General features: G+C 57.9%; 18 protein-coding genes and 1 tRNA gene. 9 read left to right on the top strand and 10 right to left on the bottom strand.

What is annotated here, in order from left to right:
• Positions 1-176 precede the first annotated feature (176 nt).
• The 6 genes from QZR14_RS13785 (at position 177) to QZR14_RS13760 (ending at position 4,668) form a co-directional block, all read left to right on the top strand.
• Entirely contained in the window at positions 177-1,664 is a 1,488-nt protein-coding gene (locus QZR14_RS13785) for a sensor domain-containing diguanylate cyclase (protein ID WP_250603476.1), read from the top strand.
• A complete protein-coding gene (locus QZR14_RS13780; RefSeq protein WP_250603474.1) occupies positions 1,657-1,887 on the top strand; it encodes a cysteine-rich CWC family protein in 231 nt (76 codons plus the stop codon). The genes QZR14_RS13785 and QZR14_RS13780 overlap by 8 nt, the downstream gene beginning before the upstream one ends.
• Before the next feature lie 33 nt (positions 1,888-1,920).
• Complete coding sequence (locus QZR14_RS13775; RefSeq protein ID WP_311996868.1) at positions 1,921-2,613, top strand: pseudouridine synthase; 693 nt, start codon at positions 1,921-1,923, stop codon at positions 2,611-2,613.
• A gap of 316 nt (positions 2,614-2,929) precedes the next feature.
• Positions 2,930-3,814: an alpha/beta fold hydrolase gene (locus QZR14_RS13770; RefSeq protein ID WP_311996867.1), complete on the top strand. Its 885-nt coding sequence runs from the start codon at positions 2,930-2,932 to the stop codon at positions 3,812-3,814.
• A 158-nt stretch (positions 3,815-3,972) separates the two neighbouring features.
• Positions 3,973-4,046 (top strand) — tRNA-Gly (locus tag QZR14_RS13765).
• 217 nt (positions 4,047-4,263) lie between these two features.
• A complete protein-coding gene (locus QZR14_RS13760; protein WP_123452368.1) occupies positions 4,264-4,668 on the top strand; it encodes a type II toxin-antitoxin system HicB family antitoxin in 405 nt (134 codons plus the stop codon).
• A gap of 87 nt (positions 4,669-4,755) precedes the next feature.
• Here the strand turns inward: QZR14_RS13760 and QZR14_RS13755 are convergent, their stop codons facing one another.
• Positions 4,756-5,118: a DUF6124 family protein gene (locus tag QZR14_RS13755; protein WP_220558260.1), complete on the bottom strand. Its 363-nt coding sequence runs from the start codon at positions 5,116-5,118 to the stop codon at positions 4,756-4,758.
• Positions 5,119-5,684: 566 nt separating this feature from the next.
• Between QZR14_RS13755 and QZR14_RS13750 the strand changes: the two genes are divergently transcribed.
• On the top strand, positions 5,685-6,413 hold the full coding sequence (locus QZR14_RS13750) for a class I SAM-dependent methyltransferase (RefSeq protein ID WP_311996866.1): 729 nt from the start codon (positions 5,685-5,687) through the stop codon (positions 6,411-6,413).
• A gap of 160 nt (positions 6,414-6,573) precedes the next feature.
• Here QZR14_RS13750 and tam read toward each other — a convergent pair whose 3' ends face one another.
• A complete protein-coding gene (gene tam, locus QZR14_RS13745) occupies positions 6,574-7,344 on the bottom strand; it encodes a trans-aconitate 2-methyltransferase (RefSeq protein ID WP_311996865.1) in 771 nt (256 codons plus the stop codon).
• Between the two features lie 164 nt (positions 7,345-7,508).
• Between tam and QZR14_RS13740 the strand changes: the two genes are divergently transcribed.
• The gene (locus tag QZR14_RS13740; protein ID WP_186623797.1) at positions 7,509-7,919 is read left to right on the top strand and encodes a low affinity iron permease family protein; all 411 of its coding nucleotides are present in this window, start codon (positions 7,509-7,511) and stop codon (positions 7,917-7,919) included.
• 87 nt (positions 7,920-8,006) lie between these two features.
• Here the strand turns inward: QZR14_RS13740 and QZR14_RS13735 are convergent, their stop codons facing one another.
• From QZR14_RS13735 to QZR14_RS13700, 8 genes are all read right to left on the bottom strand, one after another.
• Positions 8,007-8,507, bottom strand: a complete 501-nt coding sequence (locus QZR14_RS13735) for a DUF4142 domain-containing protein (protein WP_311996864.1) — start codon at positions 8,505-8,507, stop codon at positions 8,007-8,009.
• A 76-nt stretch (positions 8,508-8,583) separates the two neighbouring features.
• Complete coding sequence (locus tag QZR14_RS13730) at positions 8,584-8,739, bottom strand: KGG domain-containing protein (RefSeq protein ID WP_077045875.1); 156 nt, start codon at positions 8,737-8,739, stop codon at positions 8,584-8,586.
• Positions 8,740-8,855: 116 nt separating this feature from the next.
• Positions 8,856-10,205, bottom strand: a complete 1,350-nt coding sequence (locus QZR14_RS13725) for a sensor domain-containing protein (RefSeq protein ID WP_311996863.1) — start codon at positions 10,203-10,205, stop codon at positions 8,856-8,858.
• Between the two features lie 79 nt (positions 10,206-10,284).
• Positions 10,285-10,923 (bottom strand): LysE family translocator, encoded by a 639-nt coding sequence (locus QZR14_RS13720; protein WP_034153111.1) that lies wholly within the window; start codon positions 10,921-10,923, stop codon positions 10,285-10,287.
• A gap of 60 nt (positions 10,924-10,983) precedes the next feature.
• Positions 10,984-11,400, bottom strand: coding sequence for a fosfomycin resistance glutathione transferase (gene fos, locus QZR14_RS13715; protein WP_311996862.1), 417 nt, complete (start codon positions 11,398-11,400; stop codon positions 10,984-10,986).
• A gap of 4 nt (positions 11,401-11,404) precedes the next feature.
• Positions 11,405-12,133, bottom strand: coding sequence for a hypothetical protein (locus QZR14_RS13710; protein WP_311996861.1), 729 nt, complete (start codon positions 12,131-12,133; stop codon positions 11,405-11,407).
• A 29-nt stretch (positions 12,134-12,162) separates the two neighbouring features.
• On the bottom strand, positions 12,163-12,897 hold the full coding sequence (locus QZR14_RS13705) for a hypothetical protein (RefSeq protein WP_311996860.1): 735 nt from the start codon (positions 12,895-12,897) through the stop codon (positions 12,163-12,165).
• Positions 12,898-13,257: 360 nt separating this feature from the next.
• A complete protein-coding gene (locus tag QZR14_RS13700; protein ID WP_311996859.1) occupies positions 13,258-14,535 on the bottom strand; it encodes a hypothetical protein in 1,278 nt (425 codons plus the stop codon).
• Positions 14,536-14,754: 219 nt separating this feature from the next.
• Here QZR14_RS13700 and QZR14_RS13695 point away from each other — a divergent pair, with 219 nt between their 5' ends.
• Positions 14,755-15,372, top strand: a complete 618-nt coding sequence (locus QZR14_RS13695; protein WP_311996858.1) for a hypothetical protein — start codon at positions 14,755-14,757, stop codon at positions 15,370-15,372.
• The last annotated feature ends 12 nt before the right edge of the window (positions 15,373-15,384 follow it).

Genomic DNA, 15,384 nt, shown 5'->3' with positions numbered 1-15,384 from the left:
TGAAATCACCACAATCTAGCTCCCTCTCCCTCCGGGAGAGGGCTGGGGTGAGGGAGCTATCCTTCTGACACACCCTCTGCGTCATATTCCCCGCCATTTCAGGCATAAATCCCGCAGTCTTTTACCGCCCATCCCACTAGAATGCATGCCATCGGGCCACTGCTAACGGATCTGCCATGCCGCTTCGTTCTCCCCTGTACTCGCAACGCTCGCTGGTCCTGACGCTGATCGCCCTGCTCGGCGCCGGGTTCCTCGCCACATCGTTGCTGAGTTACTACGCCTCCCGCGCGTCGATCCGCGACAACATCGTCAACACCGAACTGCCGCTGACGTCCGACACGGTCTACTCGGAAATCCAGAAAGACCTGGTCCGGCCGATCCTGATTTCCTCGATGATGTCCCGCGACACCTTCATGCGCGACTGGGTGGTCAATGGCGAGCAGAATCCCGAGCAGATGACCCGCTACCTCGACGAGGTCATGAGCCATTACGGCGCCTACACCGCGTTCTTCGTTTCCGACAGCACCCACACCTACTATCACGCCAAAGGCGTGCTCAAGCAGGTCAAGGTCGATGAGCCGCGTGACGCCTGGTACTTCCGCGTGCGCGACATGAAGGATCCGTACGAGATCAACGTCGACCCGGATCTGGCCAACAAGGACAACCTGACCTTCTTCATCAACTACAAGGTTTACGACTACCACAACCGCTTCATCGGCGCGGCAGGTGTCGGCCTGACCGTGGACGCGGTGATCAAGCTGATCGACAAATATCAACAGCGCTATCAACGCAGCGTGTACTTCGTCGACACCTTCGGCCGACTGGTGTTGACTGGCGCTGATGGCGGCCCGGAGGGCGCGCACAGCGGCCAGAGCCTCGGCGAACTCGAAAGCATGAAAAGCCTGGTCAGCCAGTTGCCCAAACCGCACAGCGGCAGCTACGAATATTCCACCCAGGGCCAAGGGCACTTCCTCAACGTAAGATTTATCCCGGAGCTGAACTGGTATCTGTTCGTCGATAAACGCGAAGACGGCGCGCTGAGTGAAATCCGCCAGTCGCTGTACCTGAATCTGCTGATCTGCCTGCTGGTGACGCTGATTGTCCTGGCGCTGCTCAACCGCGTGATCAAGCGCTATCAAAGCAAAATCCAGGCGCAGGCCATTCTCGACAGCCTCACCGAACTGCCCAACCGCCGAGGCTTCGACATTCTCGCCGTGCAGGCCCTGCACGAAGCGCAACGCGAGACCAAACCACTCACGGCGTTGCTGCTCGACCTCGATCACTTCAAGGCGTTGAACGACACCTACGGGCACATGGCCGGCGATCAGGTGTTGATCGGTTTTGCCCGCGACCTGCAAAGCTGCCTGCGCCATGCCGACATTGTCTGCCGCTGGGGCGGTGAGGAATTTATCGTTTTACTGAAGGACACCGACGGTGACACCGGTCAGAAAATTGCCGAGAAGATCCGCCAACACGTCGAACAACACGAATATGCCTACAACGGCCACCACCTCAATCTGACGGTGAGCATCGGCGCCACCACCCTGCAACGCGACGACACCTTGCACACCCTGCTATCGCGGGCCGATCATGCGATGTACCGAGCCAAACAAACCGGCCGCAATCGCACCTGCGTGGAAATGCCTCACTCGACTTATGCCTGATTCCGACGTTAAACCCGACCTTTGCCCGGCCTGCGGCGCCCGCAACGACTGCAGCCTAGCCGACCCGCGCACCGCCGACCGCGAATGCTGGTGCTATGGCGTTAGCATCGACCCGGCCGTGCTTGAAGCGCTGCCGCCAGAACTGCGCGACCGATCCTGCCTGTGCCCGCGTTGCGCGCAGGTCGAGGCGCAACTGCAAGCGGCCAAACGGCCGATCCCGTAAGATGCGCGCCCCGCCACTCATCGAACACTGAACATGCGCGTCGACCGTTTCCTCAGCAACCTGCCCCGCTACAACCGTCAGCAGGTTCGCCTGTTGCTGGTGGAAAAGCGCATGCGGATTGACGGAAAAATCGTCAGCGATCCGCACAGCGAAGTGCTGGAATTCAGCCGTGTCGAAGTCGATGACGAAATCCTGCAAAGCGGCAAAGCGGCACGCTATTTCATGCTGCACAAACCGCCGGGCTGCGTCAGCGCCACCCGCGATCCGCAACATCCGACCGTGCTCGACCTGATCGATGAGCCGGACACGGACGACCTGCACATCGCCGGACGCCTGGACTTCAACACCACCGGCCTGATGCTGATCACCAACGACGGCGCGTGGTCGCGGCGCCTGACCCAGCCGCAGACCAAGCTGCCGAAGGTCTATTACGTCGAGACCGAGCAGGAGATTGGCGCGCACTATGCGAGCACCTTTGCCGAGGGGATCTACTTCGCCTTCGAAGACCTGACCACGCAGCCGGCGCAATTGGAGCTCCTTGGGCCACGGTCGGCGCGGCTGAGCATCGTCGAGGGCCGCTATCATCAGGTGAAGCGCATGTTTGGTTTCTTCAACAACAAAGTCCTGCGCCTGCACCGCGAATCGATGGGCCCGCTGCGGCTCGATAACGCGCTAAAACCGGGCGAGTACCGCGCTTTGCGCACCGAAGAGATTCATTTGTTCTAAGCCGGCGACCGCTCAGCAGAAGTTGTCGAACAATTCACCAACGGCACTTGCGCGATCCCGACTCCCCTGCTTGAATCAGGACGTCGGCCAGATTGTGACCGATGAGTCACAACATACATCCAAGAAACTTTTTGCCGGTAGAGAGCCTTCAAGGCTCCGCCTCAGCCGGCAGACTGCCCGCCAATAACAACACCCGTCGACCGCAGTCATGGATCGACATGGGCCAAGCAAATTCCAGGCGTATGCCTACCTGTCACAAAGCTCGTGCAATCTCTATTTGCGCGCATACCCGCTTGCTTGCCAGGAGTCTTATGACATGAGGCCAGAAATCGCTGTGCTGGATATACAGGGTCAGTATCGGGTTTACACGGAGTTCTATCGCGCAGACGCCGCAGAAAAGACCATCATCCTGGTCAACGGCTCGATGGCCACGACTGCGTCGTTTGCACAGACCGTGAAAAACCTGCACCCGCAATTCAACGTGGTTTGCTACGACCAGCCCTACGCGGGCCGGTCAAAAGCCCACAACCGCCATGAGAAACATCTGACGAAGGACGTCGAAGGGCAGATTCTGCTCGAGCTGATCGACCACTTCGCCGCCGAACACGTGCTGTCGTTCTCCTGGGGCGGCGCCGCGACCCTGGTCGCCCTCGCCCACCAGCCACGGCGCATCGAGCGGGCGGTGATCAGCTCGTTCTCGCCAGTGATCAACGCGCACATGCTCGATTACCTCGAACGCGGCGTCGACTACCTTGGCCAGCGCGACGGCGACCGCGTCGGCCATCTGGTCAACAACACCATCGGCAAACACCTGCCGTCGTTGTTCAAACGCTTCAACTATCGCCACGTCAGCAGCCTCGCCGAGCACGAATACGGGCAGATGCACTTCCACATCAGCGACGTGCTGCACAGCGATCGCCAGTGCTATCTGAATGCGGCGAAAAAGATCAACGTGCCAGTGCTGTTTCTAAACGGCGAATGGGACGAATACACCGCTGCCGAAGACGCACGCCTGTTCGGCAACCACGTGGCCCAGAGCACGTTCACCACGCTGCAGGCCACCGGGCACTTCCTCGACATGGAACACAAGGCCGCGTGCCGCGATAGCCAGAACGCCTTGCTCGGCTTTCTGAAACCGGCACAGCAGACCAGTCGAACGCGTTACTCGTTTGTTCGGGATCAACATGCATTGGCTATTTGAAAGGGTGTCGTCGCGAGCGAGGTTGTGGGGTCGGGATTTGGCTTTTCTCACCGCAGCGCTCGCCCGCGATTGAACGTTTTCAGTGATTTAAAGCGTTCATGAGTAAAAGAAAAACTTCAAATCCGTGGCCGAGTCTGGTACAAAGTCAGCCGCTCTGAGCGGGTATAGTTTAATGGTAGAACAGTAGCTTCCCAAGCTTCCGACGAGGGTTCGATTCCCTCTACCCGCTCCAATCGAATTTTGTCTCACGTTGTGTTTTTTTGACGGGGGATGCAAGAACAGCAAAAACCGGCCTACAGGGCCGGTTTTTTTGTGTCTGGGATTTGAGGTTGGCCACTTGGGCGCAGAACCATTCAGAAACACACCGTTGATTGCAGATTCGCCATCCCCCTTTACCCTTTGAGCTCTCTAACGATAAGAAGCGCTGCGTGCTCAAGGGGATGATCTAGATGCTCTATCCAATCGCAATCTCTGCCAGTGACGGTGAATGTGCCTGGGGTGTTGAGGTGCCGGATCTGCCGGGATGTTTTTCTGCAGGAGAGGATCAAGAGAATGCCATTGAGATGGCAAAAGCGGCCATAGAGGCCCACATCGAGATTCTGGCCGAAAGTGGTGCAGCCATTCCGGTCGCAGGCAAACTTGGAACTCACTTTTCCAATCCGAAATACGCAGGCTGCGTTTGGGCGTTGGTGGACGCGGATGTCGGTCGGTGCCTCGGGAGTCCGCAGGAAGTGAGTATTACGCTGCCGGGCTACCTGCTGGAACGCATTGATCTTCACGTTCACCATCATCCGGAGGAGAAGAATCGTTCGGCGTTTTTGACATCGGCGGCGTTGCGGATGCTGGCGCCCTGAATCGCGAATGTCTGTAGGCGCAACTTCAAAAAACCGGCCTCTAGGGCCGGTTTTTTTTGTGCCTGCTACAAATCGACGATGTTGTGATTACGCCGCCGGCACGACCTTATCCAGTGCCTGATTCACCGCCAATTCCCCCAACATGACGACTTGCGCGATACCGAGCGCTGTTTTGCGGTGTGAGGTGTCGAGAAGCGCGGCGAAGTTGTTGAGCATGGTGGTGGCCGAGCCGAGTGTTTCGCTGGCGTTGGCCAGCAAGGATTCGGTGTCGTAGGCAGGGTTGGCGAGGTACATCGGTTCGGGTTCGTGGGTGGAACCCATGATTCTGGCCGTGGGGCTGAGGTAGTGGTCGAGGGCGCGTTCGGCGGCTTCGTGGAATTTCTTTGAATTGGGTGATTCGTAGGGGGATGCCGGATCGGTTTCCGGCGGATTTGGCGTTACTTTGAACATTTGGTGTATTCCAAAATAGGGCTACGACCATTCCGCTGCTACACGAAAGGGTGGCGGCTGTACGCAAGTTAGCAGACCGGGCGAATCCACCAAAATCCCGGCGCACCCGAGGGTGCCATGCGCACAGCCACCATTAAGCACAGGAGATCCTGGCTAAATGACGCTCGTACGATTTGGTGGAAACGCGTGGCTGCTAAACCCGATCACTGGAAATCAGTGACGCGAACCAAGTTACCGACCGCCCCTAAAGCGCACAAGCCGGCGGATTCTGGCGTAGCGGTAGGCAACGGCGCAAGGATTTGTAGGCTTCAGGACGTAACACCGAACACTTATAAACACTGGTCACCGAATACGTTTATACAGTCGAAAAAACCTGCGGAATTTTCCGTCATTACAGATCCACAACACGCCACCGGTTTTCACCTCCAGCCCAACCGACTAGCATTTCTCCATCGACCACCACCCTCCCCCTGCGCGGCCATCGACGAATACGCGCCATCACTTTCGAGGGATTCCAATCGCGGCCACTTTGCCGCTGACGATCGAACTCAAAAGAGCCCTTCACCATGACGCAAAACATTTACGACGATCCCGAGTTTTTCCAGGGCTACAGCCAGATGAACCGCTCAATCGGCGGGCTCGACGCGGCGCCGGAGTGGCCTGCGCTCAAGGCATTGCTGCCATCCATGCACGGTTTGAACGTGGTGGATCTGGGCTGCGGTTATGGCTGGTTCAGCCGTTGGGCCATCGAGCATGGCGCGGCCAGTGTGTTGGCGCTGGATGTCTCAGAGAAGATGCTGGAGCGTGCGCGGGCAACCACGACGGCGGCGAACATTCGTTATGAGCGCGCCGATCTGGAACAGCTCAACTTGCCCGCCTGCAGTGTTGATCTGGCTTACAGTTCACTGGCGCTGCATTACATCAAGGATTTGCCGGGGCTGTTTGCGCACCTGTATGCGGCGCTGAAACCGGGTTCGCATTTTGTGTTTTCCATCGAGCATCCGATTTTTATGGCGCCGCGTCATCCGGGCTGGTTGATTGACGCTGAAGGCAACAAGCGTTGGCCGCTGGACAGCTATCAGTTGGAGGGTGAGCGGGTTACGAACTGGCTGGCTGAGGGCGTGATCAAGCAGCATCGTACGGTGGGGACGTTGCTCAATTCGCTGATCGATGCGGGGTTCACGATTCGACATGTCAATGAATGGGGGCCGAGCGATGCTGAAGTGGCGGCGCAGCCGGCGCTGGCGGAAGAACGGGAGCGGCCGATGATGATGTTGGTGGCAGTGCAGCGCTGAGCCCTCACCCTAACCCTCTCCCAGAGGGAGAGGGGACTGACCGCAGTGCCAGTAAGAGCTACGCCGACGTGCGAAATCGAGTCGAACTCAGGTTTTGGAAGCGACACCAATCGGCTCCCTCTCCCTCGGGAGAGGGCTGGGGTGAGTGGGCCAATTTATTTCAGCGCGTCGCAACGATAAATAACCGTGGAAATGGCAACAGCACCGAGCCATCCGCCAACGCCGGATAAGCCTTCTCAACCTCCGCCAGATATTGCTCCAGGTACTGCGACTTTTCCGTCTCGGTCAGCGGATTCAAAAACGGAATCAACCCGCTACCCTTGAACCACTCCACCACCCCCGCCGCCCCGCCAGACAGCTGATGGTGATAGGTGGTGCGCCATATATCGACCCGCGCGCAGTGTGGCCGCAGCATCGAGAAATAATCGTTGGCACTCGCCATGTCGGTACGCTGCCCCGCAGCGCCTGAAAGCTTGCTCGCCCACGGACCATTCGCGGCGACTTCACGCATCAAGCGGTGTGAGGGTTCATTGAGGTTATCCGGCATCTGGATCGCCAGGCTGCCACCCGCCGACAACTTGCTGACCAACGCCGGCAGCAACGTCGCGTGATCCGGCACCCACTGCAGCACCGCATTGGCGAAGATCACCTCGAACGGCCCGGCATCGGCCCACTTATCAATCTCGGCCACCTCGAACCGCAGATCCGGCAAGCGCTTGCGTGCGGCATCGATCATGTCCGCCGAGCTGTCCAGCCCGCTGACCTTCGCACCGGGAAAACGCTGTACCAGCAATTCCGTGGAGTTACCGGGACCACAACCGATATCGACCACTGTTCGCGCCTCAGGCGCGGGAATCGCCGCCAGCAGATCACGGGCCGGGCGGGTGCGTTCATCTTCGAAAGCGACGTATTGTTTGGCGGACCAACTCATTGCGTTCTCCTGTCGGGGCATTTCAGCGGTTCGTCACGATACCGCTAACTGGCGTGTCTGCCTGCCCTACCAACGTCAGATGACGTTGGCGGATTTGTAATCAGAATTTTCCACCAGCCGCCAATGTCTGAATTTCAAGCACTCCTCCAATAAGGAACACGGCCATGAAATTCGCAAAGATTTCCCAGAAACTTGCTCTGTGGGCGGGTAGCCCGAAAACCTTTATGGGGGCGTTGATCCTGATCGGTGTGTGGGGATTGTGTGGGCCGATCTTCGATTACAACGACACCTGGCAACTGATCATCAACACCTCGACCACCATCATCACCTTCCTGATGGTGTTCCTGATCCAGAACACGCAGAACCGCGATACCGACATTCTCCATCTGAAAATCGATGAATTGCTGTTGGTGACCAAAGAGGCACAAAACGCGATGCTTGGGCTGGAAGCGCTGGATCTGAAGCAGTTGGAGGCGTTGCGCAGGCACTATCGTTCGTTGGGCGAAGGGGAAGTGTTCAACCTTGAGGGGTTGGGCGAGAAGAGCAAGTCGAAGCAGGATCTGAATGAATGTTGAGGGGTTAAAATCAAAAGATCGCAGCCTTCGGCAGCTCCTACAGGGATTGAGTAGGAGCTGCCGAAGGCTGCGATCTTTTGCTCTTGATTAGCGGCTGGCCTGTAACTGGCGAGCCATTTCCAAATGGCTTCGCAATTTCGGCAGTGTTTCGTCAGCGAAGGCTTTGATCTCAGGCACGTCAGTGGTCTGCGCTTCCTGCTGAATCTGCTCGATGGCCTCTTCAGTGGCTTTGACCTGGCTGGCGGCATAGGCCTGATCGAAGGTGTCACCGTCCTTCACTTGCGGCATCAATTCCTTGGCCTTGTCGGCCAATTCTTCCCGGGGCGCCACCGGCAGGTCGAGCTTCTTGGCGATTTTCGCCAGGTGCTGATTGGCAGTGGTGCGGTCGTTGATAACGACGATGGTGTAGTCCTTGACCTCTTTCGATTCGGCTTTGCTGTGGGCCAGACGACTGGCCTCGATGTCGGCCATGCCTTTGGCCGAGGCATCGTTGATGAAATCGGCGGGCGACTGGGCAAAAGCGCTGCTGGCACACAGCAATAGCGATGCAAAACTCATGGTGCGTATACGGGTGGCCATCCGGCTCATGGTCGCGCCCTCCTTACTTGCGAAATTCAAGCGGGAGCTTACGCCCCCGCCTCTCAATCAAAACTACCTTCACCGACTACTTCGATTTCTGAGCGGGCTTGCGGCCCATGTCTGTTTTTGGCTCTTTGTCGACAGTCGTTGTGGTGGTTTTCCCACCTTTGCGACCTGCTTCAGAGGCCTTCGTTCGATCGTTGGCGAAGTTTCCCGAGTTCGAGTTTCTTGAATTAGGCATGATTCTCTACCTCTTGGTAATGATCGTGGCGAGCAGGTGCCCGCCTAGATTGAGAATTTTCTGGCCGGCAAAGGTTTAGAAAAGTTGCAGTCGCTGCGACGAACGGCGCTGCTTTATCAGCCGTTGAGCGCGTGATGGTTCAACCGTTTGGCGGCGTACATCGCCTGATCGGCATGGCGGAACAACTGTTGCTCCTCGCTGCCGTTCTCTGGATAGCGGGCGACGCCGATACTGGGTTCGATGTGCAGGTTGTGGCCATCGAGACGCATCGGTTGCGCCAGCACCTGTCGGATTTTTTCCGCCACGCCGTCAGCATCTTCCGCGGCCTGAACACTGTGCAGCAGGACGACAAATTCATCGCCCCCCATTCGGGCAACGGTGTCGGTTTCCCGCACGCAACCCTTGAGGCGGTTGGCCACGGTTTGCAAGAGCATGTCGCCGACCGCATGGCCGAAGGTGTCGTTAACCTGTTTGAAGCGATCCAGATCGACATACAGCAAAGCCATGTGCCCGGATTGCTCACGAGCATTGGCTAAAGCAGCCTTGAAGCGATCGCGCAGTAATTCACGATTGGGCAGTTGCGTCAGTTGATCGTACTGCGCCATGCGCCGCAGGCGGGCGTGCAATTGCTGACGCTCGATGGCCGTGGTGACCTGGGCGCAGACGTACTGCAGCAATTCCTTGTCCTGCTCGGTGTAGCGTTCGCCGCCGGGCAGGCTTTTGACGATCAAGGCGCCGATGGTGCCGTTCTTCGAGTTCAACGGCACACCGAGCCAGCAAGGCGCGTTCTGGCCTGCCACCAGTTCGGCGAAATCGGCTGGGGAATCCGGGCTGTCTGGCGTCAGCAGAATCGGTTGGCCGCTGCGAATGACCTCCGTGCACAGACGTCCGGTGACGGTCCCCGGCTGCTCGGGCTGCAATTCGTGATCGTCGACGTGATAGGGGAAATTCAGTTGTGCGCAGTGTTCGTCGTAAAGCGCCACGGAAAAATTCATCGCCGGCAGCCATTCGCCGATGATCAGGTGGATGCGCTTGAACAGCGCCAGCAGATCTTCCGCCGCATGAGCCGCTTCGGAAATCGCGTACAACGCTGCCTGCCGCGACTCGGCCAGCTTGCGCTCGGTGATGTCGCGCGCCACGGCAATGCGCAGTTGATCGACTTCCGACCAGCGCGCCGACCAGAGGATATGCACAACGCTGCCATCCTTGCGCAGGTAACGGTTTTCGAAGTTGAGCTTGGGTTCGCCACCCATGATTTCCTTGGCGGCGGCGAGGGTGCGTTGCCGATCCGCCGGGTGCACCAGGTCGATCATGGGCCGGCCGATCAACTCTTCAGGCGTATAGCCGAAAACACGCTCACAGGCGGCACTGACAAAAACAAAGCGACCCTGCTTGTCGACCGCACACACGGCGTCCAGCAACAGATCAATAAAACTCGCCAACGGCGCGGAATTTCGGCTTTCCATGGTTCAGCGGGGGTGTCCGGGTAATGCAGCACTGATCAACCTTCCCTGACCTCGTGATTGCGCCTCCCTGCACTCACTTTCAAGCCTTGTTCGGCATCAGCCCCGGCAGCGCGTGCACCAGCGCATTGATGGCGAAACCGATAAACATCACGCCGCACAGCCGGGTGATCAACAGTTCGTGGCGCTGATACAGCGTGCGCACCCGCTGCGCGCCGACCACGCCGATGAGGATAGCGTAGGCCAGCAGGCCGCCGAGGAAACTCAGGGCAATCAGCGCCGGCAGCATCGACCAGTTGAGCAATTCAGCGCGGCTCGACAGCAGCGCGGTGAACGTCGCGACCGCCACCGGGTAGGCCTTGGGATTGGTCAGACCAAACAGAATGCCGTGCCAGAACGGCTTGCGCGCCGCGCCCTGGGGTTCGTCGCCGTTGCGGCGCTGGGCTCGCACTGCGCGCCAGCCGAGCCAGAACAGGTACAAGCCGCTGAGCACACCGAGCACATCAAACGCGGTGCTGCCGATTTCCCGGGCGCCGACAATGGCGATCAGCGCCGTGCTGCACCAGACCACATCGCCGAGCAGATGCCCGCACAGAAACCCCGCCCCGGCCCGCCGCCCGTGGGCTGCACCGATGCCGAACACCGCTAGCACACCCGGCCCGGGCGTGATGCCGTAAATGAAACCCGAGGCCAGCACGGCCATTAGCAACGATGGAGTCATGGAAAACCTGCAAGCACCAGAACACGTGGCCGCCAGTCTATATCAGACAAATGTGTCTGATCATGACTCGTCGTAAAAACGCATGCCGGCGTACGGTTTTTGCCGACACGCCGCCAGCCGTGAAGCGAGATCGCCGACATGGGCTTCGAGCTTGTGGCCGTCGGGATCGAGAAAGTAGAAAGACGCACCTTCGCTGCGGTTATCCCGCCACTCCTGCACGTTCGCCGCTTTTAGCTTCTGCACGAACGTTGAGAGATCTGCCGCGTTGAGGCTGAACGCGTAATGGGTGTAATCGACGCAAGCTTGAGTTTTGCGCAAGGGATCAAGCGATAGACACAACCACAAACCCGGCAGCGACAGGTAGGCACCAGCATCCCACGTGGCTTCAACGCGCAACTGCAAGACATCGCGGTAGAACGTCAGGCTGCGCTGCAAATCGCTGACCGCGAGGGTCAGGTGGTTGAGGCCGGTGAGCATCGGGTCAGTAACCTCTGAGGTCTTCGGGGACGATGTATTGCTGGCCGTCGTAGGTCAGGGTGACGCGAGTTTTCTTCATCTCGATCGTTTTCGAGATGCACTTCTTATCCGACAGGAAGGATTTGTAAACTGAACCACTCGAGCTGACGATCAGATCGGCGAAACCATGGTGAGTCGTCGGTGCGATATCGATAGTTCTGCGAATTTGCGTGTCCTCGGTTCCACACTCATCCGTTCCTTCGCCGAATTCCTTGCGAATCACCAAGCCTTCCAGCACCGGGCGCAATTTGTTGCCTTCGCGCACATACAACGCCAGGTCGGTTTTCGCGTAAGGATTCGCTCGGGAGCCGTGGCTGGCGAATTTCGAACGCAAACCGAACGCACGGATATCAGCAGCCAATCGGTAACGGGCCGTATCGATGGTCAAATCGTCGAAACTGATGGCATCGGAATTGTAGGCACCGGGTTTGGCATAGGTGGCGAGACTCTTGCCGCTTGTCGAACTGACGAGCGCCAGTTCCAGATCGAACACCCCCATTTCATCGTCGCCCGAATCCGAGAGAAATGAAGATTTCGCCGCAATCGACTGATCGTTGAACGCCGGCCACGCTTTGCAGCGCGAAAGGGAATGGCCGTCGAACTTCTTCACTTCGCAGGCGGCCTGGGCTTGAGCGGCCATCGTCAAAAGGCCCATTGCGATGAAAGCGCCCAGCAGTGTGTTAGGCAAAATCATTGTTCTTCCTTGAGTAAAAGACATCTGTCTTAGTAGCCTTTGAAATCTTCGGGCATTTCATAGTTTTTGCCGTTATAGCGAAGCGTCGTCAAGATCGGTTTTTGCGCGACGGTATTGGATACGCAAGCCTCGCCTTCACCCTTGCCAACGGTCGAGCTACGGATCGTTTTGATCATCAGATCGGCAAAGCCATGGCTGCTGGTCTTGGCCAATGCTACGGTTCGCGTAGTCTCGTAGCGCTCTCCCGCACAATTGCCATCCCACTCCCCGCCATATTCATAAACCACCAGGCGATCCATTACCGGACGCAATGCGTTGCCGTCTTTCACATAGAGCGATAACCAGGTTTCATCCACAGGATTCACACGCGAAGAGCCTTTGAACCGCACTCGCACGCCAAAGGCCTGCAATTGCGGCGCGAGCTTATAGCGGGCGGTATCGAATTTCAGTTCATCAAGCGCGATGGCATCCACAGAGAATGCAGAGGGCTGAAAAAAGCTCGCTAACGGCTTTGAATCTCCGCTCGCCACCAAGGACAAGCGCAGGTCGTAAAACCCCACAGTCCCTGACTCGCCATACACCGAATCGGGCGAAAAACGGGCGGCGGCGGTGAGCGTCAGCCCGGGATACGCCGGCCAATCCTTACAGAGGGAAAAATCCATCTCCTGCGCTGTGGACGGCGGCGTGCAATCGGCAAATACCTGCCCCGCCAGCAACCACCCGCACAATACCGCACACCCGACCCAGCCAGACTTCACTGTCACTTCCTGCTCCCTGATCACTTTTTCAGCCGCGCACTATCCCCTGCTGTATCGGCCCTTTCAACCGAATCATCAGTAGACCAACGTGCATTTCCCGTTTGCTAGCGAGAAGTCGTTGACGGCGTCGCGGGTGGTGGGGCGATGTTGGCGATCGCGGGGGGTGTTGATTCGGATGTTTGAGAGGAACGGGCTGGCTGTTAGCTGATGTCATGAATCCATGATTTTTCTGCGTCTGGACGTCAGTCTTCGCGAGCAGGCTCCCACAGGGAAATGCATTTCAACTGGGAAATGCGATCAACTGTGGAAGCGAGCTTGCTCGCGAAGAGGTCAGCCCATTCAGCGAAGGCTTGTCAGCCCTCCCCGTCAGTCTGCTGCCGTCAACAATCGCACCAGATGAGCCGCTTCATTTCTCTGCCCCAACACCAGCACTGACGAACCCTGCAGACAGGCGTCCTGCGCGATCCACTCGATAGCGGCGGCGCCTTCTACATCAAACCCAGGATCCACGGCGCCATCGACCAAAAAGCCTCCCGTCAGCAACCGCCGTGTGCCGTCAGAGGTCTGTCCGACCGTGACGATTCGCGGGCCGGGGGAGTCATTCAGCGCGAACCCTGCACTCCAGCTTTTCAGATCCAGTGGCTGCGCGGCAACGGTAAGGACAGGCGCCCCGCGGTTGAACGCTAAATCAGGCCCACCGTCGCGGGTGAACCCGCTGATGAGGCCGTGCTGGCGCTTCTCCCCGGCGGACGACTCGACGGCCGATCCGACCATCAACAAGCCCTGCGCCGATTGCACGACGATGCGGTTCACTGAGCTTTCGAGCGGTGCCCCCGCATTTTGCAGTTCCAGCAGCAGCGTACCGCCCTTGCCGAACGACGTGGCAACCTGCCCGGAACTGTCGAAAGCCATGACCAGTCCCTGATTGGTAACTTCTGTCTTGCCATGGACAAGAATCTTCCCATCGTCCAACTGCGTAACCCCGTGCAACGTGATCGCCACACCGGAAAGCGTCAGGTGGATCCAGCCTTTGCCGGCAAATGCCGGGTCATCCTTGCCATCCAGAAAGAAACGCGTCAACAACCCGCTGCCCCCTTGAGAGATGACGAAGAGCAATCTGTCCGGCATCGCTTCGGGAGTGGAGTGCGCCAAAATCAAGCGACCGCCCGTGGCATTTTCGAGCGCAGGAATACGCATCGGCACGACCCGGTAGCCAGGCTGTCCATCACCAAACTCGGGATCGAGCGTACCGTCGGGGTTGAATCGAGCGATGATTTGCTGGAGTTTGCCCTCAGGATCTGCAAGCACTGCGCTCATCCAGAATGCGTCGTCGCTCTCATCGACAACCAGACTCCCGCCTTGTGATAACCGACCGTTGGCAAACTGGCCGCTCAGGTATCCGCCCTGACCGAAGCCGGTGTCGATAAGACCGTCAGGGAGCAGTCGTGCAAGGCCGTAGTGCGAGGCTCCCGCTGCGTCGATAACCGTTGCACTTACCATGATCCGACCCGAAGGCAGCACTGCGACACTGTTGCCGATGGTTTTGCGCGCGCCAGGAAACTCCAGCGTTTGCAGACCCGAATGGGCAAACGTCTGATCCAGCCCACCTGCTGATTGTGCTTTAGGTGCGTTGGTGTTCGGCATGTTCATGTGCTCCTCAAGGGATCGGGGTCGCCCCCGTTGTCAGAGCATTCGATCCGAAGCAGCCAAACCAGACAACTGACAGAAATGACAGTTTTTTAGAAGAAAATGAAATTGCCGACCAAGCAAAAAAAACTAAAAGACTGGTAGTTCTTACAGGTTCAAAACGCAACCGGTCATGCCAGCCTCTCGATTCAAGTTCAGCCTGAAACGAGAAGAACAATGAGCATTTCCGATAAGCCCAAGACGCAACCTGTCCCGCCCCCGACTATCACGTACCCCGAAGAGGGCCAGGAAACGGGAGTTGCAACGCTGTTTCTCGGGAGCGGTATACCGAGTGCTCAGGTGCAGGTCTGGAACATTGAAAATACGCACTTACTCGGTGGAGGACCGGTCAGCGCAAATGGACGATGGGCGTTTAGCATCAGCGGTGCCCAGTCGACGGGTCAGCACGGGGTTCGCGCCCGCCAGACATGGGAAGCCATCAAGTCAGACTGGAGTGACGAGCGCAGGTATACCGTGCTACTGCAGCCAGCAATCGACGTCCCGGTAATTGTCGAACCAAAAGAAGAAGCTCAGGTAAGCGCTGTTCCGGTCTTTTCCGGAAATGTCACAAAAGCTGAAGGCTTCGTTAGCATTATCGATCTGGACACCGGCGAGATGATTGCCAAAGCCGACGTCGACGCCCTCAAGCAATGGAGTAAACAGATTACAAAACCCTTACCTCCCGGACCGCACCGGATATCCGCCATTCACAACATCAACGGGAATTTGTCCGACTGGGTCCGTGTTCGTACGTTTACGGTGATCGCTAAAGGCAAGGGCAAGGGTAAAACCTGACATTCAAGAAAT

The organism is Pseudomonas sp. rhizo66, assembly GCF_031931925.1.
Taxonomy (GTDB): domain Bacteria; phylum Pseudomonadota; class Gammaproteobacteria; order Pseudomonadales; family Pseudomonadaceae; genus Aquipseudomonas.
This window is presented reverse-complemented; position numbering and strand designations above follow the sequence as displayed.

Excerpts from the sequence above, each read along its gene's own strand:
- QZR14_RS13785 (WP_250603476.1), top strand. The coding sequence starts at position 177 with ATGCCGCTTCGTTCTCCCCTGTACTCGCAACGCTCGCTGGTCCTGACG.
- QZR14_RS13780 (WP_250603474.1), top strand. The coding sequence starts at position 1,657 with ATGCCTGATTCCGACGTTAAACCCGACCTTTGCCCGGCCTGCGGCGCC.
- QZR14_RS13775 (WP_311996868.1), top strand. The coding sequence starts at position 1,921 with ATGCGCGTCGACCGTTTCCTCAGCAACCTGCCCCGCTACAACCGTCAG.
- QZR14_RS13770 (WP_311996867.1), top strand. The coding sequence starts at position 2,930 with ATGAGGCCAGAAATCGCTGTGCTGGATATACAGGGTCAGTATCGGGTT.
- QZR14_RS13760 (WP_123452368.1), top strand. The coding sequence starts at position 4,264 with ATGCTCTATCCAATCGCAATCTCTGCCAGTGACGGTGAATGTGCCTGG.
- QZR14_RS13755 (WP_220558260.1), bottom strand. The coding sequence starts at position 5,118 with ATGTTCAAAGTAACGCCAAATCCGCCGGAAACCGATCCGGCATCCCCC.
- QZR14_RS13750 (WP_311996866.1), top strand. The coding sequence starts at position 5,685 with ATGACGCAAAACATTTACGACGATCCCGAGTTTTTCCAGGGCTACAGC.
- tam (WP_311996865.1), bottom strand. The coding sequence starts at position 7,344 with ATGAGTTGGTCCGCCAAACAATACGTCGCTTTCGAAGATGAACGCACC.
- QZR14_RS13740 (WP_186623797.1), top strand. The coding sequence starts at position 7,509 with ATGAAATTCGCAAAGATTTCCCAGAAACTTGCTCTGTGGGCGGGTAGC.
- QZR14_RS13735 (WP_311996864.1), bottom strand. The coding sequence starts at position 8,507 with ATGAGCCGGATGGCCACCCGTATACGCACCATGAGTTTTGCATCGCTA.
- QZR14_RS13730 (WP_077045875.1), bottom strand. The coding sequence starts at position 8,739 with ATGCCTAATTCAAGAAACTCGAACTCGGGAAACTTCGCCAACGATCGA.
- QZR14_RS13725 (WP_311996863.1), bottom strand. The coding sequence starts at position 10,205 with ATGGAAAGCCGAAATTCCGCGCCGTTGGCGAGTTTTATTGATCTGTTG.
- QZR14_RS13720 (WP_034153111.1), bottom strand. The coding sequence starts at position 10,923 with ATGACTCCATCGTTGCTAATGGCCGTGCTGGCCTCGGGTTTCATTTAC.
- fos (WP_311996862.1), bottom strand. The coding sequence starts at position 11,400 with ATGCTCACCGGCCTCAACCACCTGACCCTCGCGGTCAGCGATTTGCAG.
- QZR14_RS13710 (WP_311996861.1), bottom strand. The coding sequence starts at position 12,133 with ATGATTTTGCCTAACACACTGCTGGGCGCTTTCATCGCAATGGGCCTT.
- QZR14_RS13700 (WP_311996859.1), bottom strand. The coding sequence starts at position 14,535 with ATGCCGAACACCAACGCACCTAAAGCACAATCAGCAGGTGGGCTGGAT.
- QZR14_RS13695 (WP_311996858.1), top strand. The coding sequence starts at position 14,755 with ATGAGCATTTCCGATAAGCCCAAGACGCAACCTGTCCCGCCCCCGACT.